The sequence below is a fragment of the Streptomyces sp. NPDC047853 genome (assembly GCF_043204535.1).
In the GTDB taxonomy this organism is placed as follows: domain Bacteria; phylum Actinomycetota; class Actinomycetes; order Streptomycetales; family Streptomycetaceae; genus Streptomyces.
Map to the genome: position 1 here is coordinate 218,051 of NZ_JBIDCI010000001.1, position 24,446 is coordinate 242,496.

Annotated in this window: 16 protein-coding genes; 12 read left to right on the plus strand and 4 right to left on the minus strand. The window is 74.0% G+C overall.

Annotation, left to right across the window (positions count from 1 at the left end):
- Window positions 1–57 precede the first annotated feature (57 nt).
- On the plus strand, window positions 58–1,182 hold the full coding sequence (locus tag ACGF5T_RS01135; protein ID WP_361012708.1) for a GuaB3 family IMP dehydrogenase-related protein: 1,125 nt from the start codon (window positions 58–60) through the stop codon (window positions 1,180–1,182).
- Window positions 1,183–1,246: 64 nt separating this feature from the next.
- On the opposite strand, the gene ACGF5T_RS01140 is transcribed toward ACGF5T_RS01135, so the two are convergent.
- Entirely contained in the window at window positions 1,247–2,455 is a 1,209-nt protein-coding gene (locus ACGF5T_RS01140) for a nucleotide sugar dehydrogenase (RefSeq protein ID WP_356601827.1), read from the minus strand.
- A 319-nt stretch (window positions 2,456–2,774) separates the two neighbouring features.
- Between ACGF5T_RS01140 and ACGF5T_RS01145 the strand changes: the two genes are divergently transcribed.
- From ACGF5T_RS01145 to ACGF5T_RS01185, 9 genes are all read left to right on the plus strand, one after another.
- Entirely contained in the window at window positions 2,775–4,481 is a 1,707-nt protein-coding gene (locus ACGF5T_RS01145) for a glycerol-3-phosphate dehydrogenase/oxidase (protein WP_356601829.1), read from the plus strand.
- 171 nt (window positions 4,482–4,652) lie between these two features.
- Window positions 4,653–6,701 (plus strand): serine/threonine-protein kinase, encoded by a 2,049-nt coding sequence (locus ACGF5T_RS01150; protein ID WP_366767235.1) that lies wholly within the window; start codon window positions 4,653–4,655, stop codon window positions 6,699–6,701.
- A 153-nt stretch (window positions 6,702–6,854) separates the two neighbouring features.
- Window positions 6,855–9,629 (plus strand): protein kinase, encoded by a 2,775-nt coding sequence (locus ACGF5T_RS01155; protein ID WP_366767194.1) that lies wholly within the window; start codon window positions 6,855–6,857, stop codon window positions 9,627–9,629.
- Between the two features lie 145 nt (window positions 9,630–9,774).
- On the plus strand, window positions 9,775–11,553 hold the full coding sequence (locus ACGF5T_RS01160; protein ID WP_366767195.1) for a serine/threonine-protein kinase: 1,779 nt from the start codon (window positions 9,775–9,777) through the stop codon (window positions 11,551–11,553).
- Window positions 11,554–11,671: 118 nt separating this feature from the next.
- Window positions 11,672–12,763, plus strand: coding sequence for a serine/threonine-protein kinase (locus ACGF5T_RS01165; protein ID WP_392886475.1), 1,092 nt, complete (start codon window positions 11,672–11,674; stop codon window positions 12,761–12,763).
- A gap of 81 nt (window positions 12,764–12,844) precedes the next feature.
- The gene (locus tag ACGF5T_RS01170; protein WP_366767196.1) at window positions 12,845–14,518 is read left to right on the plus strand and encodes a serine/threonine-protein kinase; all 1,674 of its coding nucleotides are present in this window, start codon (window positions 12,845–12,847) and stop codon (window positions 14,516–14,518) included.
- The gene (locus tag ACGF5T_RS01175) at window positions 14,518–15,267 is read left to right on the plus strand and encodes a serine/threonine-protein kinase (protein ID WP_392886478.1); all 750 of its coding nucleotides are present in this window, start codon (window positions 14,518–14,520) and stop codon (window positions 15,265–15,267) included. The genes ACGF5T_RS01170 and ACGF5T_RS01175 overlap by 1 nt, the downstream gene beginning before the upstream one ends.
- Window positions 15,268–15,389: 122 nt before the next feature.
- Window positions 15,390–17,003, plus strand: a complete 1,614-nt coding sequence (locus ACGF5T_RS01180; RefSeq protein ID WP_361012695.1) for a succinic semialdehyde dehydrogenase — start codon at window positions 15,390–15,392, stop codon at window positions 17,001–17,003.
- 90 nt (window positions 17,004–17,093) lie between these two features.
- Window positions 17,094–18,920: a GMC family oxidoreductase gene (locus tag ACGF5T_RS01185; RefSeq protein WP_366767197.1), complete on the plus strand. Its 1,827-nt coding sequence runs from the start codon at window positions 17,094–17,096 to the stop codon at window positions 18,918–18,920.
- Between the two features lie 76 nt (window positions 18,921–18,996).
- On the opposite strand, the gene ACGF5T_RS01190 is transcribed toward ACGF5T_RS01185, so the two are convergent.
- The gene (locus tag ACGF5T_RS01190) at window positions 18,997–20,016 is read right to left on the minus strand and encodes an LPXTG cell wall anchor domain-containing protein (protein ID WP_366767198.1); all 1,020 of its coding nucleotides are present in this window, start codon (window positions 20,014–20,016) and stop codon (window positions 18,997–18,999) included.
- A 671-nt stretch (window positions 20,017–20,687) separates the two neighbouring features.
- The gene (locus ACGF5T_RS01195) at window positions 20,688–21,005 is read right to left on the minus strand and encodes a chorismate mutase (protein WP_356601845.1); all 318 of its coding nucleotides are present in this window, start codon (window positions 21,003–21,005) and stop codon (window positions 20,688–20,690) included.
- A 344-nt stretch (window positions 21,006–21,349) separates the two neighbouring features.
- Here ACGF5T_RS01195 and guaA point away from each other — a divergent pair, with 344 nt between their 5' ends.
- Complete coding sequence (gene guaA, locus ACGF5T_RS01200) at window positions 21,350–22,930, plus strand: glutamine-hydrolyzing GMP synthase (RefSeq protein ID WP_361012684.1); 1,581 nt, start codon at window positions 21,350–21,352, stop codon at window positions 22,928–22,930.
- Between the two features lie 7 nt (window positions 22,931–22,937).
- On the opposite strand, the gene ACGF5T_RS01205 is transcribed toward guaA, so the two are convergent.
- Complete coding sequence (locus tag ACGF5T_RS01205; protein ID WP_356601849.1) at window positions 22,938–23,423, minus strand: pyridoxamine 5'-phosphate oxidase family protein; 486 nt, start codon at window positions 23,421–23,423, stop codon at window positions 22,938–22,940.
- 136 nt (window positions 23,424–23,559) lie between these two features.
- Between ACGF5T_RS01205 and ACGF5T_RS01210 the strand changes: the two genes are divergently transcribed.
- The gene (locus ACGF5T_RS01210; protein WP_356601851.1) at window positions 23,560–24,363 is read left to right on the plus strand and encodes a class II aldolase/adducin family protein; all 804 of its coding nucleotides are present in this window, start codon (window positions 23,560–23,562) and stop codon (window positions 24,361–24,363) included.
- Window positions 24,364–24,446: the final 83 nt, after the last annotated feature.

The window sequence follows — 24,446 nt, forward strand, 5'->3', positions numbered from 1 at the left end:
GCATGCCCGTCGGGGATACTGGAAGGCGCTGCAACGCATCAGGGAAAGGCCACAGACGTGACTGAGATCGAGATCGGGCGCGGCAAGCGCGGCCGCCGGGCGTACGCCTTCGACGACATCGCCGTCGTCCCCAGCCGCCGTACGCGGGACCCGAAGGAGGTCTCGATCGCCTGGCAGATCGACGCCTACCGCTTCGAGCTGCCGTTCCTGGCCGCTCCCATGGACTCGGTCGTCTCCCCGGCCACCGCCATCCGCATCGGCGAGCTGGGCGGCCTCGGCGTGCTCAACCTGGAAGGGCTGTGGACGCGGTACGAGGACCCGCAGCCGCTGCTCGACGAGATCGCCGAGCTGGACACGGACAACGCGACCCGCCGCCTCCAGGAGGTCTACGCGGCTCCGATCAAGGAGGAGCTGATCGGTCAGCGCATCAAGGAGGTGCGCGACTCGGGCGTGGTCACCGCCGCCGCGCTCTCCCCGCAGCGCACCGCCCAGTTCTCCAAGGCCGTCGTGGACGCGGGCGTCGACATCTTCGTCATCCGCGGCACCACGGTCTCCGCGGAGCACGTCTCCGGCTCGCACGAGCCGCTGAACCTGAAGCAGTTCATCTACGAGCTGGACGTCCCGGTGATCGTCGGCGGCTGCGCCACCTACACCGCCGCCCTGCACCTGATGCGCACCGGCGCGGCGGGCGTCCTCGTCGGCTTCGGCGGCGGCGCGGCGCACACCACGCGCAACGTGCTCGGCATCCAGGTCCCCATGGCGACCGCGGTCGCCGACGTGGCCGCCGCCCGCCGCGACTACATGGACGAGTCCGGCGGCCGGTACGTGCACGTCATCGCCGACGGTGGCGTCGGCTGGTCCGGCGACCTGCCCAAGGCGATCGCCTGCGGTGCCGACTCCGTGATGATGGGCTCGCCGCTGGCCCGCGCGACCGACGCGCCGGGCAAGGGCAACCACTGGGGCATGGAGGCCGTGAACGAGGAGCTGCCCCGTGGCAAGAAGGTGAACCTCGGCACGGTCGGCACCATCGAGGAGATCCTCACCGGCCCGGCCCGCAACCCCGACGGCTCGATGAACTTCTTCGGCGCGCTGCGCCGGGCGATGTCGACGACCGGCTACAGCGAGCTGAAGGAGTTCCAGCGCGTGGAGGTCACGGTCGGGGACTCGCAGCACCGGCGGTAGTCACCCGCACGCCGTACCGAAGGGCCCGCAGCGATCGCTGCGGGCCCTTCGGCGTCTCTTCGGGTCAGAGCCGGTGCGCCGCCCCCGTGGGCGTGGCCCCCCGCGTGTCCAGCAGCAGCTGGGCCTTGACCGACAGACCCTGGAGGTCGTACGTGCGGTGCTGCTGGAGGAGGATCGTCAGGTCGGCGGCGGCGGCGGCCTCGTAGAGCGAGTCGGCGCGCGGGACCGGGCGGTCGGCGACCTTCCAGGCCGGGATGTGGGGGTCGTGGTAGCTGACCGCGGCGCCCATCGACATCAGACGGGACGCGATCTCCTCGGCCGGGGTCGCCTGCTGGTCGGCCAGGTCGGCCTTGTAGGTGACGCCGAGGAGCAGGACGCGGGCGCCGCGCGCGGACTTGCCGTGCTCGTTGAGGAGGGCGGCGGCGCGCTGGACGACGTAGCGGGGCATCTGGGCGTTGACCTGCTGGGCCAGCTCCACCATGCGCAGGCTGTGGGGGGCCTGCCCGGTCAGGTCCTGGGGGACGGAGTGGCCGCCGACGCCGGGGCCGGGGCGGAAGGCCTGGAAGCCGAACGGCTTGGTCTCCGCGCAGCGCAGCACGTCCCACAGGTCGACGCCGAGGTCGTCGCAGAGGACGGCCATCTCGTTGACGAGGGCGATGTTGACGTGCCGGAAGTTGGTCTCCAGCAGCTGGACCGTCTCCGCCTCCCGGGGACCGCGTGCGCGGACCACCTTGTCGGTGAGGCGGCTGTAGAAGGCGGCGGCCGACTCGGTGCAGGCCGGGGTGAGGCCGCCGATGACCTTCGGGGTGTTGGCCGGGGTGAAGTCGCGGTTGCCGGGGTCGGCGCGGCTGGGGGAGTAGGCGAGGTGGAAGTCGCGGCCGGCGCGCAGTCCGGAGCACTGCTCCAGGAGGGGGCGCAGGAACTCCTCCGTCGTGCCCGGGCGCACCGGCGACTCCAGGATCACCGTGGTGTGCGGGCGCATGTGCGCGGCCAGGGTGCGGGCCGCGGCCTCCACCTGGGTGAGGTCCAGACCGCCGTCCGCGCCCGGTGGGGTCGGGGCGCAGATGACGGCGGTGCGCACGCGGCCCAGCTCGGCGGGGCCCGCGGGGGTGCGGAAGCCCGTGGCGAGCATCCGGCGCACCTCGGCGGGGGTGAGCGGGTCGGCCTCGGGGCCGGTGCGGTAGCCGAGGGTCGGGATGCCGGCGGCGACGGCGGCCTGGGCCAGGGGCAGGCCGTACGGGCCGAGTCCGATGACGGCGAGATCTGCGGGCATGGCGTGGGCCGTCCTTCCCAGTAACCGAAGCGGGACAGGTGCGCAAACCCGGTGGACAGGATGGGCGAGCACAACGTCAGACTAGGAGTAAATATGACCGATTTACGGGATTGGTCCGGCGAGTTTCGCTGAGTGTCGGGGGGCGGCGGTGAGCCGCCGGGGGGTGCGGCGGGACGGTGGGAGGGGAGTTGTCCACAGGCTGGGGGGCGTGCGGCGGCCGATGTCGGGCAGTCCGGTCAGAATCTGGGCATGGTGGGTACCAGGAACCGGGCTTCGCCCCGACGGGTGCGGCCGACGCGACCGACAGCGGGAGGCAGCAGTGAGGACAGCGACACTGGGGCCGGCGCAGCGCGCCGAGTCGCTCGCGGCCATGGCCGAGCGCGAGCTGGACGTGCTGGTGGTGGGGGCGGGCGTGGTCGGCGCGGGCACGGCGCTCGACGCGGTGACGCGTGGCCTGTCCACGGGCCTGGTGGAGGCGCGGGACTGGGCCTCGGGCACCTCCAGCAGGTCCAGCAAGCTGATCCACGGCGGCCTGCGCTATCTGGAGATGCTCGACTTCACGCTCGTCCGTGAGGCGCTGAAGGAGCGCGGCCTGCTGCTCGAGCGGCTCGCGCCGCACCTGGTGAAGCCGGTGCCGTTCCTGTACCCGCTCCAGCACAAGGGCTGGGAGCGGCTCTACGCCGGCTCGGGCGTCGCGCTCTACGACGCCATGGCGATGGCCCGCGGCCACGGCCGGGGCCTGCCGACGCACCGGCACCTGAGCCGTCGTCACGCGCTGCGGGTGGCGCCCGCCCTGAAGAAGGACGCGCTGGTCGGCGCGCTCCAGTACTACGACGCCCAGATGGACGACGCCCGGTTCGTGACGACGCTGGTGCGCACCGCGGCGGCGTACGGCGCCCAGGTCGCCAACCGCGCGCGGGTCACCTCCTTCCTGCGCGAGGGCGAGCGCGTGGTCGGCGCGCGCGTGCAGGACGTCGAGGCGGGCGGGGAGTACGAGATCCGCGCCAAACAGGTCGTGAACGCGACCGGTGTGTGGACCGACGACACCCAGTCCATGGTGGGCGAGCGCGGCCGGTTCCACGTCCGGGCCTCCAAGGGCATCCACCTGGTGGTGCCGAAGGACCGCATCCACTCCACCACCGGGCTGATCCTGCGCACCGAGAAGTCCGTGCTGTTCGTCATCCCCTGGGGCCGGCACTGGATCATCGGCACCACGGACACCGACTGGGACCTGGACAAGGCCCACCCCGCCGCCTCCAGCGCGGACATCGACTACCTGCTGGAGCACATCAACTCGGTGCTGTCGGTGCCGCTCACCCGCGACGACGTCGAGGGCGTCTTCGCCGGGCTGCGCCCGCTGCTGGCGGGGGAGTCGGACGCCACCAGCAAGCTCTCGCGCGAGCACACCGTCGCGCACCCGGTGCCCGGCCTGGTCGTCGTGGCGGGCGGCAAGTACACGACGTACCGCGTGATGGCCAAGGACGCCGTGGACGCCGCGGTGCACGGGCTCGACCTGCGCGTCGCCGACAGCGTCACCGAGATCACGCCGCTGCTCGGCGCCGAGGGCTACCGGGCGCTGTGGAACGCGCGGGCGCGGGTCGCCGCGCGTACCGGCCTGCACGTCGTACGGGTGGAGCACCTGCTGAACCGGTACGGGGCGATGGCCGAGGAGGTGCTGGAGCTCGTCGCCGCCGACCCCTCCCTCGGCGCACCGCTGCACGCCGCCGACGACTACCTGCGCGCCGAGGTCGTCTACGCCGCCTCGCACGAGGGCGCGCGCCACCTCGACGACGTGCTCACCCGGCGCACCCGCATCTCCATCGAGACCTTCGACCGGGGCACGCGCAGCGCCCGCGAGGCCGCCGAGCTGATGGCACCGGTCCTGGGCTGGGACGAGGAGCAGGTCGAACGGGAGGTCCAGCACTACGAGAAGCGGGTCGAGGCCGAGCGGGAGTCCCAGCGCCAGCCGGACGACCTCACCGCCGACGCGGCCCGGCTCGGGGCGCCGGACATCGTGCCCCGCTAGCGCGCGGAGGGGGCCGGCGGGAGGGGCCGGTGGGGCCCGGGTGACGTGCGGTCAGTCGGTCACGGCGCCCGCCCCGGCGCCCGGGCGGGCCGTGAGGCACCCTGGGCGTCGAGCACTTGTCGGGTGAGAGACAATGAAGGCTCTGTCAGGGCGGGTTGCATGAGGGGACGCATGTCGGAGGCGGAGCGGGCGGGGACATCCCGTACGGACAAGAGCGCACGTCTCCTCGCCGGGCGGTACCGGCTGGGAGACGTGCTCGGCCGCGGCGGCATGGGGACGGTGTGGCGGGCGGAGGACGAGACCCTCGGACGCACGGTCGCCGTCAAGGAGCTGCGGTTTCCCGGGAGTATCGACGAGGAGGAGAAGCGGCGCCTGATCACGCGCACGCTGCGCGAGGCCAAGGCCATCGCGCGGATCCGCAACAACAGCGCCGTGACGGTCTACGACGTGGTCGAGGAGGACGACCGGCCGTGGATCGTGATGGAACTCGTCGAGGGCAAGTCGCTCGCCGAGGCCATCCGTGAGGACGGCCTGCTGGAGCCGAAGCGCGCGGCGGAGGTCGGCCTCGCGGTCCTCGACGTCCTGCGCTCCGCCCACCGCGAGGGCATCCTGCACCGCGACGTGAAGCCGTCGAACGTACTGATCTCCGAGGACGGCCGGGTCGTCCTCACCGACTTCGGCATCGCCCAGGTGGAGGGCGACCCGTCCATCACCTCCACCGGCATGCTCGTCGGCGCCCCCTCCTACATCTCCCCCGAGCGCGCCCGCGGCCACAAGCCGGGGCCCGCGGCCGACCTGTGGTCGCTCGGCGGACTGCTGTACGCGGCCGTGGAGGGCACCCCGCCCTACGACAAGGGCTCCGCGATCGCCACGCTCACCGCGGTGATGACCGAGAACCTGGAGGAGCCCAGGAACGCCGGGCCCCTGCGGGACGTCATCTACGGCCTGCTGACCAAGGACCCCGAGCAGCGGCTCGACGACGCGGGTGCCCGCGCGATGCTCAACAAGGTCATCCACGCGCCGGACAGCACGGCCGACACCGAGCCGGCCGACGCCACCAAGGTCGTACCGCTGCCCGCGCAGCCGGACGAGCGGACCCGCCGGGGCGGCTCGGCGGGTGCCGGGGGCAAGCGGGCCGAGGAGGCCGGGGAGCGGTTGCGCGGCGCCCTGCGTTCCGTGCGCAAGGCCGCGGTCGGAGCCGGTGGAGCCGGCGCGACGGCCGCGTCCCGTGGCAAGCAGGGCGAGGCCGACCGGGACGCGCGAGGGGCCGCCGGCGCGGCCTCCGCCGCGGGTGCCGCCGGGACGGCCGCGCAGGCCCCGCGCGGTGCGCGGGCGGCGACGGACCCGGGAGCCGCCCCGGCCTCCGGCGCGTCGAACGCCGCCGCGGGCAACCGCAGCTCCGGCTGGCCCGTCGTACCCCCGCCGGACCTGCCCGCCCGGTCCGCGCCCAGGGCGCCGCTCACCGACGTGGTGCCGCGCCGGACGCTGGTGATCATCGCGGTGATCGTGGCGCTCGCCGTACTCGGCACCGTGCTGGCCCTCACCCTCGGCGGCGACGACAAGGGGACCGCGGGCGGCGGCGGCGACAAGCCGGTCGCCTCCGCCGGCGCGAGCGACGACACGAAGCAGGACGACGGGAGCGGGACCCGCACCGACGGCTCCGCGTCGGACGGGGCGTCGGACAGCCCCTCGGACGGGGCGTCGGACGGCGGCGCACCGGGAACCGGCCCGAGCGCGTCCGGCGACACCGGTGCCGGGTCGGGCGGTGCCGGGAAGTCCGACGAGGGGGGCGCGGCCTCCACCCACCGGGGCGGCCAGGGCTACTCCCTCGGGCTGCCCGCGGGCTGGAAGCACCGCTCCACGGACGCAGCGGGGGACCGGTTCACCGGCCCGCGGGGCCAGAAGCTGCTCGTCGCCTGGACGTCCACGCCCAAGGACGACCCGGTCGCCGACTGGAGGAACCAGGAGCGGTACATGGTCCGCTCCCAGTACAAGAAGATCCGCATAGAGAAGGTGGACTACCGCGGCTGGAACACGGCCGACTGGGAGTTCACCTACTCGGACGGCGGTACCGCGTACCGCACCGTGGACCGGGGCTTCGTCGTCAGCGACCGCCAGGGGTACGCGCTCATGTACACCGCGAAGGCCGCCGACTGGGACAGTGACCTGCGCCGCGACACCTGGCGCACCCTCACGAAGTCCTTCGAGCCCAAATCCTGAACCGACGCGGCCCGGGTTTGAGCGGTCCGATATCTGGCATCCCCTCTTTGTGGGTTGCCTCCGGCACGTATCGTGAATGCTCGCGGACCGTACGCAGCCGGAACGGCCCGCCGGGCGAACGGAATTGACCGACGGGCTGCCGGGGGTGGCGACGTGGACGACTATGCGGGTCGGGTGCTCGCCGACCGCTACCGGCTGCCCCTGCCGCCCTCCGACGAGTACGAACTCACCGAGACCCGGGCCTTCGACACCTACAGCGGCCAGGAAGTCCTGGTCCGCCAGGTGCCGTTGCCCGAGGTCGTCGAGGCGGAGGTGCTCGACGCCGACGGTCTGCCCGACGGCTTCACGGCCCGTGACGGCGTCCGGCGCCCCGGCCGGCGCGCGCACTCCGCGCAGGGCGGCACCCGGCGCCCCGCCGACCCGGTGGTACGCCGTGCCGTCGAGGCGGCGCAGGCCGCCGCCGCCGTCCCGGACCACCCGCGCCTGGACCAGGTCTTCGACGTGTTCGCGGAGGGCGGTTCGCTCTGGATCGTCAGCGAACTGGTGGCCGCGCGACCGCTGGCCGCCCTCCTCGCCGAGGAGCCGCTGACGCCCTACCGGGCGGCCGAGGTGGCCTCCGACATCCTCCTCGCGCTGCGGGTGCTGCACTCCTACGGCTGGGTGCACCGCAACATCACCGCGCGCACCGTGCTCGTCTGCGACGACGGACGCGTGATGCTGACCGGCCTGGCGGTCGGGGCGGCGGAGGAGGCGCTGTGCGGGTACGACCCGGTGCCGGCCCCCGAGGGCGAGGACGACGGGGGCTCGCCGGTCGCCCCCGGCGGGACCTTCGGCCGGGGCGGCGGCCCGACGCCCGGCGCCCTCGGGCCCGGCGGTGGCGGCGGTGCCGGGGCGGGCTGGCCCGGCGCGGGTGGAGCGGGGCCCGGCCTGCCCGGCCCCGTCGGCGCCGGCCCCCGGCACACCGGTCCCGCGGGCGTGCGGTCCGGGATGCCCGGTCCCGGTGGCGACGACCCCGAGGCCGCCCGGCGTGCCGCCATCGAGGCAAGGGGAGCCGGCGGGCTGCCGGGTCCCGGAGCGGTGCCCGGCGGAGCCGCCGGGCTCACCCCCGCCGCGCTCGACGCCGGCGGTGACGTCCGCGCCGCGCGCGCCGGGGCCATCGCCGCGTACCGCGCGGGGGCCCGGGCCGCGGCCCGCGTCCAGGAGGCGCAGAACGGCCGTGCCGCCCTGCCCGGCGCCCGCCCCGCCCCCGACGACCCCGGCCGGCCCCCGCACACGGCGGGCCCCGCACCCGGCGCGGGGCGGCACCCGTACCCGCCGAGTCCGGAGAGGCCGCCCCTGACCACCGGCCCCGGCGCGTCCCCCGCCGCCGACCGGCCCGGCCGGTCCGACCGGTCCGCGGCGGACCGCCACGGCGGCCCGCCCGGCGCCGTCCAGCCCGGGCAGATCGCCGACCCCTACGGCGTCCGCACGACCTCGTGGCACGGCGCCACGCCCCGCACCGCGGACGACCACCCCGCCGGTCCGGCGCCCTCCGGCCAGGTCCCGCCCGGCCAGACCCCCGCTCCGGCGGCCGGTCGTGCCCTGCCCGCCGGTCCACCGCAGGAGACCGGCGCCGCGCCTCCCGGCCAGTGGGACGACCTGGTCGCCCGGACGTCCGCCGCACGCGGCCCGGCCACCGCACTCGCCGCCGAACGGGCCCGGCAGACCCGGATGGCCGTGGTCGGACCGGTGACCGAGCGCTGGGCGCCGGAACAGGCCGGGCCGGTGCACGAGAACTGGCAGCTGGCCGCGCCCATCGGCCCCGCCACCGATCTGTGGGCGCTGGGCGCCCTGCTCTTCCGCGCCGTACAGGGGCACGCGCCCTACCCGGAGGACTCGACCGCCGAGCTGGTGCAGATCGTGTGCGCGGAGCCTCCGGCCTTCGCCGAGGAGTGCGGACCACTGCGGCCGGTCGTGGAGTCGCTGCTGCGTCAGGACCCCATCGAGCGCATCGACTTCGAGGAACTGAGCGGCTGGCTGCGCTCGCTGGTGCGCTCGGCCCCCGAGCCGGAGGCCGGCCTGCACGTCGTCCCGGCCCCGCCCGCCGAGACCAGCAGGCTGCCCATCGTGCGCCGCCGGGGCGAGCTGGTGCGCAGGCGGCGGGCCGGGCTGCCCGCACACCACGGGCGGCACAAGCGGGACCGGCGGGAGACGGACCGTTCCCCGCGCAGCCTCGGCCGGACCCTGCTCCTGCTGATACTGCTCGCCCTGGCCGGAGCGATCGCCTACGCCATGTTCCTGATGCCGAAGGACGACCCGGGTGCCACCGGCGGCGCCGACCGGACGGGAGCCGCGGGCGAGGCGAGCCAGGCACCGCCCGAGCGGTCCCCCGACGCCGGCGGCGAGCCCCGGCCGGAGCGGACGTCCCCGGAGGACCGGCCCAGCGCCGCCGAGACGGGCGCCGGTTCCGCAGAGACGCAGACCACCGACCCCGACGTCGCCGACGGGTTCGCCCTGCGCAAGGACCCGGAGGGATTCCGCGTCGCCGTCGCCGAGGGCTGGACCCGCACCCCGCGCAACGGGAGCGGCCAGGTCGTCTACGGCAAGGGCGGCCTGGAGCTGATCGTCGTGCCGGGCCGGGACCGCACCAGCGAGTTCGGCGACGACCCGATGACGTACCAGCGCGACAGCGAGCCCGAGTTGGCCTCCTACCGGGCCTCCAGCTGGGCGACCTCCAGTGGGCTGAAGACCATCGAGGTGGGCGGACGGACCATGGCGGAGGGGCAGTTCACCTGGACCGGCGCGAACGGCGAGCTGTACGTGCGCAACGTCGCGATCCTCATCGACGGCAGGTACCACGTCGTGCAGGTCCGCGGACCGGTGGCGGAGCGGGACGAGGTGAGCCGGCTGTTCGAACAGGCGTCGGCGACCTACCAGTACACCGGCTGACCGCGGTTCGGCCCGATGGTTGCCCTCCGGGACGGAAAGCGACAACCGTCACAGAGCGGTTTCCGTACCACCCCACCCGTTCCCCGAACAGGGCCCGGTCCCTAGTCTGACCCTGACAAGACCATTGCGGGGCAACGTGAATCAGATGCAGGGCCGGCTCGTGGCGGGCCGTTACCGGCTCGGCGACACCATCGGCAGCGGCGGCATGGGCCGGGTGTGGCGCGCCCACGACGAGGTGCTGCACCGGGCCGTCGCCATCAAGGAGTTGACCGCCGCGCTGTACGTCTCGGAGAGCGACCAGGCGATCCTCCTGGCGCGTACCCGGGGCGAGGCGCGCGCGGCGGCGCGGATCAACCACTCGGCCGTCGTCACCGTGCACGACGTACTCGAACACGACGGTCGGCCGTGGATCGTGATGGAGCTGGTCGAGGGCCGCTCCCTGGCCGACGCCGTCAAGGAGGAGGAGCGGGTCGACCCGCGCGAGGCGGCCCGCGTCGGCCTGTGGGTGCTCCGGGCACTGCGCGCCGCCCACACCGCCGGCGTGCTGCACCGCGACGTCAAGCCCGGCAACGTGCTGCTCGCCGACGACGGACGGGTGCTGCTCACCGACTTCGGCATCGCCCAGATCGAGGGCGACAGCACGATCACCCGGACCGGCGAGGTCGTCGGTTCGGTCGACTACCTCGCGCCCGAGCGCGTCCGGGGCCACGACCCCGGCCCGGCCTCCGACCTGTGGGCGCTCGGCGCGACGCTGTACACGGCGGTGGAGGGCAGGTCGCCGTTCCGCCGGACCTCGCCGCTCACCACCATGCAGGCGGTCGTCGAGGAGGAGGCCTCCGAGCCGCGGTACGCCGGTCCGCTCGCGCCCGTCATCAGCGCGCTGCTCCGCAAGAACCCGGACGCGCGGCCCGACATGACCGAGGCCGAGCACATGCTGGCCCAGGCGGCGGAGGGACGCCGGCCGGACGCGGCCCAGGCGTACGTGCCGACCCAGTACACGGGCCCGGCACGGCAGGGCGACACGCTCCACCAGAGGACGCCGGGTGCGCCGGGGACTCCGCCGGCACCGGAACCGGCCGGCGCGACGCCGTACCCGCCGGTGACCGGCCCGACGACGTTCGGCTACCCGGCCGTCGGCCCCACGGCGAGCGGACACCGGGTGCCGGGACACGCGCCGGGCGCCCCGCCCGCGGGGAGCGTCCCCACGGGCCCCACGGCGGCGGGGTACCCGCCGCCCGGACCGTCCGGCACGACCGGGTCCCGCGGCCCCCGGCGCGGCCGGCTGCGCATGGTCGTGGGGATCCTCGCCGTCGCCGCGCTCATCGGCGCGGGCACCGCCGTCGTCCTGCAACAGCGCGACGGGGGCGGCTCGCAGGACGGGCCCGGGCCCACCCCCTCGACGTCCTCCTCGCCCTCCGGCTCCGCCACCGGGAGGGACCCCGGCGGGTCCGTGCCGGCCGACTGGGTGCGGCGCGACGACCCGTTGGGTTTCAGCCTCTACCTGCCCGAGGACTGGAAGCGCGAGGCCTTCGACGACGAGGGCGAACTCCGGCAGGTCGACTACACCCCCGACGGCGGCGAGCACTTCATCCGCATCTCCGTCGACACCGCCCCCGACTACAACGACCCCTACGCGCACCAGCTCGACCTCGAGGCGCAGCTCCAGCGGCTGGTCGACTACCGGCGCGTCACCCTGGAGCGCACCACCTACCGGGACCGCGACAGCGCCCGGTGGGAGTACACCTGGACCGCGCTGGCGAAGGACACCCCCTTCCCCGGGCCGCGCAGCGGCGTCGTCCACACCTACCTGTCCCGGGGCGGGGCCGAGTACGCCCTCAACATGTCCGGGCCCACGGGCGACTGGCCGGTCACCCGGCGGCAGTTCGCAGCGGTGCTCCAGAGCTGGCAGGAGCGGACCGGCTGAGACCCGCGGCGGACACCGTCCGCGACCGCCGCGACGCCGGCCGGGTACCCGTCGGTTGTCGGCCACCCGTGGGACGGTGACACGGAGCCGCCGCGTCCGGTCGGGCATGATGGGACGCATGGTGACCGAGGGGGCGGGCGGGCGTGTCATCGCGGGCCGTTACCGGCTCCACGAACGGCTCGGCCGCGGCGGCATGGGCATCGTGTGGCGGGCCACCGACCAACTCCTCGCCCGCGAGGTCGCCGTGAAGGTGCTCCCGCTCGACGAGACCCTCTCCGCGGCGGAGGCCAGGCGGCGCCGGGAGCGCACCCTGCGCGAGGCCCAAGCGGTGGCGCAGCTGAGGCATCCGCACGTCATCGTGGTGCACGACGTCGTCGAGGACGACGAACGCGCGTACATGGTCATGGAGCTGGTCGACGGCGGCTCGCTCGCCGACCGCGTCCTCGGCCACGGCCCGGTCGACGCCACCGAGGCCGCCCGGATCGGCGTCGCCCTGCTCGACGCCCTGGGCACCGCGCACGCCGCCGGCATCCTGCACCGGGACGTGAAGCCGTCCAACGTGCTGATCGCCGAGGACGGCCGGGTCGTCCTCACCGACTTCGGTGTCGCCCAGGTCGCGGGCGCCACCACGCTCACCGAGAGCGGCTCCTTCGTCGGCTCCCCCGAGTACACCGCGCCGGAGCGGATGTCCGGTGCCGGGACCGGTCCGGAGTCCGACCTGTGGTCGCTGGGCGTGCTGCTCTGCGCGGTGCTCAGCGGCGCCTCGCCCTTCCACCGGGACTCGCTGGGCGGCGTCCTGCACGCGGTGGTCACCGAGGAGATCCGGCCGCCCGCCCAGGCCGGGCCGATCCTGCCCGTCGTCCGGGGGCTGCTGGAACGCGACCCCGAGCGGCGGCTGGACGCGGCCGAGGCGGAGCGAATGCTGCGCGCCTTCCTGGCCACCGGGCGCACGCCCCCGCCGCCCCGGCCCGGCGGGCCCCGGCAGGTGACGCGGGGCGTGCTCATGGCGGTGCTGCTGGTCGTCGCGGCGGCGGGCGCGGGCGTCGCGGCGGCGGCGCTGCTGGCGGACGCCGACGGCGGCGGGGCCGGTACGCCGACGAGTTCGACGCCCGTGACGCCGACCACGGGCCCGACGTGGACCGCCACGGCCTCCTCCGCGTCGCCGCCCGGCGCCGGGTCGCCCGTCGCACCGCACCCAAACGGGAGATAAGCGGCACGACGCGTCACGGGTCTGTGACCGAGGCGCACGGGTGGTGGATGCGGACCCGCCGGGCGAGATAAGGATGGAGCCATGAGCAGCAACGGGGGACCGCGCAAGGGCTCGGACGAGCCGACGAGTTTTGGCCTGCAACCGCCGAACCCGCCCGCCGCGGTGCCGCATCCCGGCAACCCGTACGCGGCGCCCACCCAGGTCGTACCGCCGCGACCCCCGGCAGGACCCGCGTCGGCGGACGTGCGCGAGCCGGGCGCCGGGCGGCTCATCGCGGGACGCTACCGGCTGATGGCCAAGCTCGGACACGGCGGCATGGGCACCGTGTGGCGGGCGAAGGACGAGACGGTGGACCGTGAGGTCGCCGTCAAGGAACCCCGCGTACCCGATCATCTTCCCGAGCGCGAACGGGACAACGCCTTCGAACGGATGCGTCGCGAGGCGCGGGCGGCGGCCCGGCTCGACCACCCCGCCGTGGTCAACGTGCACGACGTGGCGGTGGTGGACGACCAGCCGTGGATCGTGATGGAGCTGGTGCGGGGCCGTTCGCTGGGTGACGCGCTGCAGGAGGGAACGCTGGGCGCGCGCGAGGCGGCCAGGATCGGCCTGGAGGTGCTCGGCGCGCTGGAGGCCGCGCACGCGGCAGGCGTCCTGCACCGGGACGTGAAGCCGGACAACGTGCTGCTCGGCCGGCACGACCGGGTCGTCCTCACCGACTTCGGCATCGCCCGGATCGAGGGCGACACCAACCTGACGGACACCGGCGGCTTCGTCGGCTCCCCCGAGTACATCGCCCCGGAGCGGGTGCTCGGCCAGCGCCCCGGCCCGGCGAGCGACCTGTGGTCGCTGGGCGTGGTGCTGTACGCGGCGACGGAGGGCGTCTCGCCGTTCCGCCGCAGCAACACCCCCGCCACGCTCCAGTCGGTGCTCAACGCCGCACCGGCACCGCCGGCCTCCGCGCGGGGACCGCTGGCCGAGGTGATCACCGGCCTGCTGGACAAGGACCCGGCGCGCCGCCCGGACGCCGCCCGGGTCCGCGCCCTGCTGGAGGCCGCCGCGAACCCGCCCGCCCCGGCCCCCACCCAGGTCGTGCGGGTCGACGGACCGGGCGCGGCGCCCGTGTCCCGGTGGGGCGTCCGGCTGGGCCGCAACGCGTGGATCACCCTCGGTGCCGCGGTCGCCCTGGCCGCGGCGGCGTCGTACCTGGTGATCGCGGACCCCTTCGCCGGGCCGCTGCCCGAGGGCTGGAAGAAGCAGGAACTCGGCGCGAAGCTCGGCATGGGCGTGGCGGTGCCCACCGCGTTCGTGAAGCAGAAGCACGCCGACGACTGGGACGGCACCGACGAGTCGTTCGCCGACCCCAGCGGCGCGGTCGTCGTCCACGTGGACCGCGACATCAAGGCCGACGACACGGAGAACCGGATCCCCGACTCCGCGATCGCCAACGCCTGGGCGGACTGGGACGTGCTCAAGGACGGCGAGTACTCCTGGAACTTCGCCGACACCCCCGCCCCGAGGGGCGAACCGGTCGCCACCGAGTACGAGGGCGGCAAGGCCGCCGAGAACACCATCGCCTACACGACCGCGGACACGCAGAACCCCCGCGAGCGCGAGTTCCGCATCGTCTACTACCGGGCGGGCAACGGCGACATGTACAAGGTCTCGATCGACTACCCCCGCAAGGGCTACTTCGCCGACGAGGGACGGGACATTGCCCGGACCGTCGTCGCCAACTGGGAGGTCGACAAGCTCTGATGGAAGCCCAGGGCCGTCTGGTCGGCGAACGGTACCGGTTGCGGCGGCGCGTCGGTGCCGGCGCCTCGGGGACCGTCTGGCAGGCGTTCGACGAACGCGCGGCACGGGAGGTCGCCGTCAAACGGCCGAGGCTCCCCGGCGACCCGGAGGACGAGGCCTACCGCCGGGCCGCGCACCGCCTCTACCGCGAGGCACGGGCCGCCGCCCGCGTCGACCACCCGGCGGCCGTGCGCATCCACGACGTGGTCGTGGAGGAGGCCGGGCTCGACGGACTGCCCTGGATCGTCATGGAGTGGGTCCCCGGCGAGTCCCTGCACGAGGTGCTCCGGCGCGGTCCGGTGGAGGCCCCGGAGGCGGCCCGCATCGGCCTCGCGGTCCTCGGCTCCCTGCGGGCGGCGCACGCCGTCGGCATCGTGCACCGCGCGGTCAGGCCCGCGAAGGTCCTGCTCGGCCCGCACGGCCGGGTCGTGCTCACCGACTTCGGGACGGCCCGCGCACCGGACGAGGGCCCCCACCGGGGCGCCGGCCCGGAGGCGGACCTGCGCTCGCTGGGCGACCTGCTGCGCACCGCCGTCGGTGACCGGGCGCCCGCCGCACCGCTCGGCCCGCTGATCGCATCGCTGCGGGCCGGGGACGGGGCGGGGCGACCGGACGCCGAGGAGGTCGAGCGGCACCTGCGGGAGGTGGCCGGCACCCGTCGGCCCGCACCGGGCCGACGGGACGCGATCAGGTCCGGCCCTTCCGCGTAGCCGTCCCCAACTCCCTGATCAGCACGTTTGTTGCCAGCGATCACTGGCGGTGTGTGAGCACTCGGTGAATCCCCATTACCGACGGGTACACAAAGCTCGCGCGGCGGCATACCCTGCGGCTCATGACGGATGCGCAGGCCCCGGAAATCACCGGCACGAACCCCCTGGCCCCCGCCCCCGCGGGCGCCCGTACCGCTGCCGACGTGGTGACACCCGAGCTGGTCGCCCAGCTCACCAAGGGCGTGGCCGGCTCCGGCCGCACCGCCAACCACTCGCCGTTCACCGGCGAGAAGCTGGCCGACCTGCCCGAGTCGACACCCGAGGACGTGGCCCACGCCTTCGAGCTGGCCCGCGCCGCCCAGGCCGTCTGGGCCCGCACCCCGGTACGGCAGCGCGCCGCCGTCCTGCTGCGCTTCCACGACCTGGTGCTGGAGCGCCAGGCCGAGGTGCTCGACCTCATCCAGCTGGAGACCGGCAAGGCCCGCCTGCACGCCCACGAGGAGGTCCAGGCCGTCGCGGTCGCCGCCCGGCACTACGGCCGCAAGGCCCCCGCGTACCTGCGGCCCAAGCGGCACACCGGCGCGGTGCCGGCGCTGACGAAGGTCACGGAGCTGCGCCACCCGCGCGGGGTCGTCGGCCAGATCGTGCCCTGGAACTACCCCCTCGAACTCTCCGTCGGCGACGCCCTGCCGGCGCTCGTCGCGGGCAACGCCGTCGTGATGAAGCCCGACACCGAGTCCTGCCTCACCGCGCTGTGGGCCCGCGACCTGCTGATCGAGGCGGGGCTGCCCGCCGACGTCCTCCAGGCCGTCATCGGCGTCGGTCCCGTCATCGGACCCGAGGTCGTCAAGCACGGCGACTACGTCTCCTTCACCGGCTCCACCCGTACCGGCCGCGAGGTCGCCACCGTCGCCGCGGACCGCCTGGTCGGCGTCTCGCTGGAGCTGGGCGGCAAGAACGCCATGCTGGTCCTGGAGGACGCCGACATCGAGAAGGCGGCCGCGGGCGCGGTCCGCGCGTGCTTCTCCTCCGCCGGCCAGCTCTGCGTCTCCATCGAGCGGCTCTACGTCCACGAGTCGGTCGCCGACGCCTTCCTCGACCGCTTCGCCGCCCGCGCCCGCGCGATGCGGCTGGGCAGCGCCCTGGCGTACGGCGCGGACATGGGTTCGCTGGTCAGCGGGCACCAGCTGGAGACCGTCAAGCGGCACGTGGAGGACGCCGTCGCCAAGGGCGCCCGCATCGTCGCGGGCGGAGTCGCCCGCCCCGACATCGGCCCGTTCTTCTACGAGCCGACCATCCTCGACGGGGTCACGGAGACCATGACCCTGTGCTGCGAGGAGACCTTCGGCCCGGTCGTCTCCGTGTACCGCTTCTCGGACGTGGACGAGGTCGTCGAGCGCGCCAACGCCACGCCGTACGGGCTGAACTCCTCGGTCTGGACGACGAACGCCCGCCTCGGCCGCGAGGTCGCCGCCCGGCTGCGCACCGGCACCGTCAACATCAACGAGGGCTACGCCTCGGCGTACGGCAGCGTCCAGTCGCCCATGGGCGGCATGAAGGAGTCCGGCCTCGGCCGCCGGCACGGCTCCGAGGGCATCCTCAAGTACACCGAGTCGCAGACCGTCGCCCACCAGCGGCTGCTGCCGATGGCGCCCTCGCTGGGCATGGACGACGAGAAGTACGCGGCCTTCATGAGCCGCAGCCTGCGCCTGATGAAGGCGTTCCGCTTCCGCTAGACCACCGGACCCACCAGGCCGCCCAGGCCGCCCCAGGGCCCCAGGCCGCCCCAGGCCCCCAGTCCACCCCGTTCTCGACGAGGAGAGCACGTGCCGCAGGAGAAGACCGTCCGGACCCGGGACGAGAACGGGTACGACTACGACGTGGTCGTCGTGGGCTCGGGGTTTGGCGGTTCCGTGTCCGCCCTCCGGCTCACCGAGAAGGGCTACCGCGTCGGCGTCCTGGAAGCCGGCCGCCGCTTCACCCGCGACTCGCTGCCGAAGAACTCCTGGGACCTGAAGAACTACCTCTGGGCCCCCAGGCTCGGCATGTTCGGCATCCAGCGCATCCACCTGCTCGGGAATGTCATGGTCCTGGCAGGCGCCGGGGTGGGCGGCGGTTCCCTGAACTACGCCAACACCCTCTACGTGCCGCCGAAGCCCTTCTTCGAGGACCCCCAGTGGCGCGACATCACCGACTGGCACGAGGAGCTGACGCCGTACTACGACCAGGCCCGGCGCATGCTCGGGGTCCGGCTGAACCCGACGATGACCCCGTCCGACGTGCACCTGAAGGCGGCGGCCGAGCGGATGGGCGTGGGCGACACCTTCCACATGGCGCCGGTCGGCGTCTTCTTCGGCGACGGCGAGGACGCCGACGGCACGGCGAAGGCCAGGCCCGGCGAGAAGACACCGGACCCCTACTTCGGCGGCGCCGGCCCCGAGCGGCAGGCCTGCACCGAGTGCGGCTCGTGCATGACCGGCTGCCGCCTCGGCGCGAAGAACACCCTCAACGAGAACTACCTGTACCTCGCCGAGCGGGCCGGAGCGGTGGTGCACCCGATGACGACGGTCCTCTCGGTCACCGAGGACTCGCGCGGCGGGTTCGCCCTCGCCACCCTGCCCACCGACCGCCGCAAGAAGAGGGCGGGCCGCACCTTCACGGCCCGCCGGGTGGTCGTGGCCGCCGGCACCTACGGCACCCAGACGCTGCTGCACCGCATGAAGGCCGGCGGTCAGCTCCCGCACCTGTCCGACCGGCTCGGCGACCTGACCCGCACCAACTCCGAGGCCCTGGTCGGCGCCCAGACCGACGACCGGCGCTACCGCAGGGCCACCGGCGAGCCCCGGGCCGACTTCACCCGCGGCGTCGCCATCACGTCCTCGATCCACCCGGACGCCAACACCCACATCGAGCCGGTCCGTTACGGCAAGGGCTCCAACTCGATGGGCAGCCTGTCCATCCTCCAGGTCCCCTACGCCGGGCAGACCGCGTCCGGCGCCGCCCGTGTCCTGGGCTTCCTGGGCCACGCCGCCAAGCACCCGCTGCTGGTGCTGCGTTCGCTGTCCAACCGCAAGTGGTCGGAGCGGACCATCATCGGCCTGGTCATGCAGTCCCTGGACAACTCGCTGACCACGCACCTGAAACCGAGCGGCGTCGGCAAGGGCCTGCTCACCGCCCACCAGGGGCACGGCTCGCCCAACCCCAAGCAGATCAAGGCGGCCACGGAGGGCGCCTCCGCGCTCGCCGCGGAGATCAACGGCTTCGCGGGCTCCAACGTCGGCGAGCTGATGGGCACCCCGCTCACCGCCCACTTCCTCGGCGGCTGCCCGATCGGCGCCTCCCGCGAGACCGGCGTCATCGACCCGTACCACCGGCTCTACGGCCACCCCGGCATCTCGGTCGTGGACGGCGCCGCGGTCTCCGCGAACCTGGGCGTCAACCCGTCGCTGACCATCACGGCGCAGGCCGAGCGGGCGATGTCCTACTGGCCGAACAAGGGCGAGAGCGACCCGAGGCCGGCCCAGGGCACGGCGTACGAGCGCCTGGCCCCCGTCGAGCCCAAGGCCCCGGCGGTCCCGGCGGAGGCCTTCGGCGCGCTGCGGCTGCCGTTCCTGGGGATGCCGGCGGTGCCGCCGAGGGAGCCGAAGGAGTAGCGCGGACCGGACGGCGAAAGGACCTGCGCCCCCCTCCGAGCGCAGGTCCTTCCCGTCCGATGGGCCGTACCGGCGGCTACGCCTCGGTACCGGCCTTGCGGCGGCGCACCGCGAACACCGCGCCGCCGCCGACGACGAGGGCGAGCCCGCCGACCAGCCCGATCACCGGCAGCGCCGAGCCGGCGCCGGTCTCGGCGAGCGCGCCGGTGACCTCGGGCGTCCCGGCGGCCGGCTTCTCGACGGCCACCGGCGCCCTGCCGCCTTCCTGCGGCTCGGTGCCCTCGGTGTCCGTGCCGGCGGCCACGATCCGGAACTCGTAGGCGACGTCACCGAAGCCGGTGCACTCGCCGTCCGCGTCCCCGTAGATCGTCGCGCCCAGCGTGAAGCCGGCGCCGACCGGGGCGTCGGCCCGCACGTTGATCCGCATCGCGATGTCGACCTCGTAGCCGGGCGCCAGCTCGTCGGTGTAACCGATGTAGCCGACCGCGTACCCGAACTCGTCGAGCTCCTCCCAGCTCCCGTCCTCCGGGTTCCAGGCCTGGAGGCCGACCTTCTCGCTCTCGAACAGCTCCACGCCGTCCAGGTCGGCGGAGGCACCGGCCAGGTATTCGAGGTCCCGCAGCGTGGAGCCGGAGTTGTTCGCCACGGTCAGCGAGAACTCGTGCCAGCCGCTGCCCACCGCGATGCTGCCGGGCAGACCGCTCATGGCGACATCGACCTTGCTGTCCTCGCACACGGACGGCTCGGGGTCGGGGGTCTCCGTCTCCTCGGGCTCCTCGGGCGCCGAGGTGCTGGGGGACGGCGGGGTGGACGGCGAGGCAGGCGGCGCCGAGGTGCCGGGCGCCGTGGTCCCGGGCGCCGTCGTGCTCGGGGAGCCGCTCGGGGAACCGCTCGTCGTGTCACCCGGCGCGGGAGCGGTCTCGCTCTGGGACGCGCCGGGGGACGGAGCGCCGGTCGTGGGCGTGCTCTCGGCACTGCTCGCGGGCGGGGACGACGGCGTGTCACCGGTCGCGTGGGCGGCCGGTGCCGCGAGCAGCGCCACCGGGGCCAGCACGGCGGTGACGGCCGCGGCTGCCACGGCGCGACGAAGCTTCATGAAGACCTCGAGGTGTCCGGCGTGCCGCACGTGCGGCACGGGAGAGTCGGGAGGCCTCCGCGTGTGGGGCGCGGGTGTGGCCCGTGATCGTTCTGTGCGGCCTGTTTGATCGGTGAAAGCTGTGAAGGGTTGTCCGGCACTCACAGAACTTTTATGTAACGTGCGTCACCCGTTGCGTCACCTGTTGCGTCACCCGCGACCGGGGGGGCGGCATGCACGACCGGGGGACGGCATGGCGAAGGGCCCCGCGGGCTGGTGCCACGGGGCCCTTCCTCAGCCAGCACCGGCGTCAGGGCAGCGCCGGTGCCTGGGGAGCGGCGCCGGGGGGTTGCGCCGCTTGCCTCGGAGGCAGTGCGATCGAGTGGGTCGCGCGGGGGACTCGGGCGCGGACCTGTTCCGTCGGCCGGCTCCGGGCGTCCCCGGAGCCGACCGTTCTCTGGGTGACCGGGCTGCTGTCCCCTGCCGTCCGGTCACTTCCCTGGAGCGAGGTCCCACGACGTGCGGCACGATCCGTACGTCTCATCGCTCCAGCGAGCCACGCGTGGTTCTTTCGGGCCCGCCCCTGGATGACACGGACACCGGGACCAACGAAGCCGTCGGCGTCCCGGTCACGCGCCGTACGGGTGAGTCGGTCTCCGAACGCGGATGCGACGCTCGGACGCGTGCGGGCCTCAGACGCGCCCGCGGCACAGCTCCAGCATCGTCATCGCCAGCGCCGTACCCGGCTTGCCCAGCGCCTCCCGGTAGTGGTCGAGGACCTCCATCTCGCGGGAGAGGTTCACCCGCCGGCCGCCGGAGGTGATCCGCGCCTCCTGGATGACGGCGGACACGGCCATCCGCTCCTGGATCAGCCCGATGATCCGGTCGTCGAGGGCGTCGATGCGCTCCCGGGCACCGGTGATCACACCGGCGGCCTCACTGGTGCGGGCGCCGGTCCTCTCGGTCGCGGTCAGGGCTGTCGCGGTGGCGTCCGCTGCGGTCACGGTCATGTCGGGGTCTCCTCGCCGAAGGGGGCGGTGCCCCGGGCCGACAGACCCCAAGACGCCAGACGCCCCGGGCCTTGTCGGCCCGGGGCGCCTGGGAAGTCGCTTGTCAGTTGCTCAAGCAGCACGACCATGGCAGCCGGTGGGCCGGTTGCCATAGGTAAACAGGAAGGTCTGGTGCGTGAGCATGGGCCCAGTATGCCCCGGCGACGGACGGTGTCCAAGCCGGTTCGGATGGTGAGACGCGGCGGGCGCGGTCGCCCCCCGGGGCCGCGGGCGGGACGGGCCACCTGCCCGTCTCGGTAGAATCGGCAGTACAAGACCCCCGCCCGACCGCCGGAAGGCACCCCGTGTCATCAGCGACTCCCGCTGCCGCCGCCCCCGACACCGTCCTGGTCGTCGACTTCGGCGCGCAGTACGCCCAGCTCATCGCCCGTCGTGTCCGCGAGGCGCGGGTCTACAGCGAGATCGTGCCGAGCTCCATGCCGGTCGAGGAGATGCTCGCCAAGAACCCGGCGGCCATCGTCCTCTCCGGCGGCCCCTCGTCGGTGTACGAGCCGGGCGCCCCCACCATCGACCGCGCCCTGTTCGAGGCCGGCGTCCCCGTCTTCGGCATGTGCTACGGCTTCCAGCTGATGGCGCAGACCCTCGGTGGCACCGTCGACAACTCCGGCGCCCGCGAGTACGGCCGCACCGACCTGTCGGTCTCCAAGCCGTCCTCCACCCTCTTCGAGGGCACCCCCGCCGAGCAGGCCGTGTGGATGTCGCACGGCGACGCCTGCTCCGCCGCCCCCGAGGGCTTCACCGTCACCGGCTCGACGAGCGTCGTCCCGGTCGCCGCCTTCGAGAACGACGAGAAGAAGCTCTACGGCGTCCAGTACCACCCCGAGGTGATGCACTCCACGCACGGGCAGCAGGTGCTGGAGCACTTCCTGTACCGGGGCGCGGGCCTGCGCCCGGACTGGACCACGGGCAACGTGATCGAGGAGCAGGTCGCGGCCATCCGCGAGCAGGTCGGCGACAAGCGCGCCATCTGCGGCCTGTCCGGCGGCGTGGACTCCGCGGTCGCCGCCGCCCTCGTCCAGAAGGCCATCGGCTCCCAGCTGACCTGTGTCTACGTCGACCACGGCCTGATGCGCCAGGGCGAGACCGAGCAGGTCGAGAAGGACTTCGTCGCCGCGACCGGCGTGCAGCTGAAGGTCGTGGACGCCAAGGAGCGGTTCCTCAAGGCGCTCGCCGGGGTCTCCGACCCCGAGGAGAAGCGGAAGATCATCGGCCGCGAGTTCATCCGGGTCTTCGAGCAGGCCCAGCTGGAGATCATGCGGGAGGACGGCCCCGAGGTCGCCTTCCTCGTGCAGGGCACCCTCTACCCGGACGTCGTCGAGTCCGGCGGAGGCACCGGCACCGCCAACATCAAGTCCCACCACAACGTGGGCGGGCTCCCGGACGACATCGAGTTCGAACTCGTCGAGCCGCTGCGCAAGCTGTTCAAGGACGAGGTCCGGATGGTCGGCCAGGAACTGGGCCTGCCCGAGGAGATCGTCCAGCGCCAGCCGTTCCCGGGCCCGGGTCTGGGCATCCGCATCGTCGGCGAGGTCACCGAGGAGCGGCTCGACCTGCTCCGGGCGGCCGACGCCATCGCCCGCGAGGAGCTGACCGCGGCCGGCCTCGACCGCGAGATCTGGCAGTGCCCCGTGGTGCTCCTCGCCGACGTCCGCTCGGTCGGCGTCCAGGGCGACGGCCGCACCTACGGCCACCCGATCGTGCTGCGCCCGGTCTCCTCCGAGGACGCGATGACGGCCGACTGGTCCCGGCTGCCGTACGACGTGCTGTCCAAGATCTCCACCCGGATCACCAACGAGGTCAAGGACGTCAACCGGGTCGTCCTCGACGTGACGTCGAAGCCGCCGGGGACCATCGAGTGGGAGTGACCCCTGCCTAGGTGCGCCTGAGGGTGCGCAGGGGTTTCCCGGGCTGCCAGACCTGGACGACCAGATACGCGTCGTCCTCCACGTAGGTCCGCACGACCTCCGTCAGCTCGGTACGGAAGAGGTGGAACGGCTCCGGCGGTTCCACCTCTTTCACGTACCCCGCCCGGACCGCGGGGTCCTCGACCTCGACCGCCCGTCCCGAGATCCGCACGTCCCCGCCTCCCATGCCGGTGCCGTCCCCCGGGTTCGCCTGCAACGCGAACCGCGGATCGCGCCGCAGGTCGAGCGCCTTCAGCGAGCCCGGCATCATGCCGAGCCACAGGTCGCCGCTCAGGAAACGCACCTCCAGTCCGCTGGTACGGGGCGAGCCGTCCTGGCGCAGGGTGGCGAGGACGTGGTGGGTGTAGGCGCCGAAGCGGGCTTCCACGGTGGCCGCCAGCGCGGGTTCGGCGCCCGCGAAGGACGACCAGTCCGTCGTGGTGTTCTGGGTCATACGGTGAGTGTGGCCCCGAAAGGGGACACCTCGTGTCGGGTATGGACCCGGTGTCTGTCGCCCCGGCCGCACCGCCGGTAACTTCCGGCCCTAAGGCACATCCAGTGCCGGTCCGGCGCCGAAGGACAGAGGACACATGGACGGGACGCCCGGGGCCACGCCGCCCCCGCCGCTGCCCACCGAGAAGCTGCGGTTCGCGATGCCGCCGATGCACGACTCGGTCGAGGAGGAACGCCGGTACCGCAAGGAGCGTCTCGCGGGCGCGCTGCGGCTCTTCGGCCGGTACGGCTTCGAGGACGGGGTGTCGGGGCACATCACGGCCCGCGACCCCGAGTACAGCGACTGCTTCTGGGTCAACCCGTTCGGTATGCCGTTCGGGCACATCACGGTGGGCGACCTGGTGCTGGTCAACTCCGACGGGCAGGTGATCGAGGGCCGCCACCACGTGAACCAGGCCGCCTTCACCGTGCACTCCCGGGTCCACGCCGCCCGCCCGGACGTCGTCGCGGTCGCCCACTGCCACTCGGTGCACGGGCGGGCCCTGGCGGCCCTCGGCGACCTCCTCGACCCCCTCACGCAGGAGAGCTGCGCCTTCTACGAGGACCACGCGCTGTACGACACCTACTCCGGTGTCACCGTCGACGCCGAGGAGGGACGGCGCATCGCCGAGGTGCTGGGTTCCGGCAAGGCACTCGTGCTGCGCAACCACGGGCTGCTGACGGTCGGCGGCTCGGTGGACGCGGCGGCCTGGTGGTTCCTGTCCATGGAGCGGTGCTGCCAGGTGCAGCTGACGGCCCGGGCGGCGGGCCGGCCGGTGCTGATCGGCCACCGGCAGGCGGTGGCGACCCGGGAGCAGCTCGGCGGGGACCTGGTCGCGTGGATCAACTACCAGCCGCTGTGGCAGGAGATCAGCCGCAGCGAGCCGGACCTGCTGGACTGAGTGTCACCGGGGTCGGCCGTCCGGGCCGGGGGTCGGCGGTCCGGGCCGGGGGTCGGCGGTCCGGGCCGGGGCCGCTATGGGCG

What these genes read in the sequence shown, in the direction of transcription:
- ACGF5T_RS01140 (WP_356601827.1), bottom strand. Translation starts at nt 2,455, where the DNA reads ATGCCCGCAGATCTCGCCGTCATCGGACTCGGCCCGTACGGCCTGCCC.
- ACGF5T_RS01150 (WP_366767235.1), top strand. Translation starts at nt 4,653, where the DNA reads ATGTCGGAGGCGGAGCGGGCGGGGACATCCCGTACGGACAAGAGCGCA.
- ACGF5T_RS01160 (WP_366767195.1), top strand. Translation starts at nt 9,775, where the DNA reads ATGCAGGGCCGGCTCGTGGCGGGCCGTTACCGGCTCGGCGACACCATC.
- ACGF5T_RS01165 (WP_392886475.1), top strand. Translation starts at nt 11,672, where the DNA reads ATGGTGACCGAGGGGGCGGGCGGGCGTGTCATCGCGGGCCGTTACCGG.
- ACGF5T_RS01170 (WP_366767196.1), top strand. Translation starts at nt 12,845, where the DNA reads ATGAGCAGCAACGGGGGACCGCGCAAGGGCTCGGACGAGCCGACGAGT.
- ACGF5T_RS01175 (WP_392886478.1), top strand. Translation starts at nt 14,518, where the DNA reads ATGGAAGCCCAGGGCCGTCTGGTCGGCGAACGGTACCGGTTGCGGCGG.
- ACGF5T_RS01180 (WP_361012695.1), top strand. Translation starts at nt 15,390, where the DNA reads ATGACGGATGCGCAGGCCCCGGAAATCACCGGCACGAACCCCCTGGCC.
- ACGF5T_RS01190 (WP_366767198.1), bottom strand. Translation starts at nt 20,016, where the DNA reads ATGAAGCTTCGTCGCGCCGTGGCAGCCGCGGCCGTCACCGCCGTGCTG.
- ACGF5T_RS01195 (WP_356601845.1), bottom strand. Translation starts at nt 21,005, where the DNA reads ATGACCGTGACCGCAGCGGACGCCACCGCGACAGCCCTGACCGCGACC.
- ACGF5T_RS01205 (WP_356601849.1), bottom strand. Translation starts at nt 23,423, where the DNA reads ATGACCCAGAACACCACGACGGACTGGTCGTCCTTCGCGGGCGCCGAA.
- ACGF5T_RS01210 (WP_356601851.1), top strand. Translation starts at nt 23,560, where the DNA reads ATGGACGGGACGCCCGGGGCCACGCCGCCCCCGCCGCTGCCCACCGAG.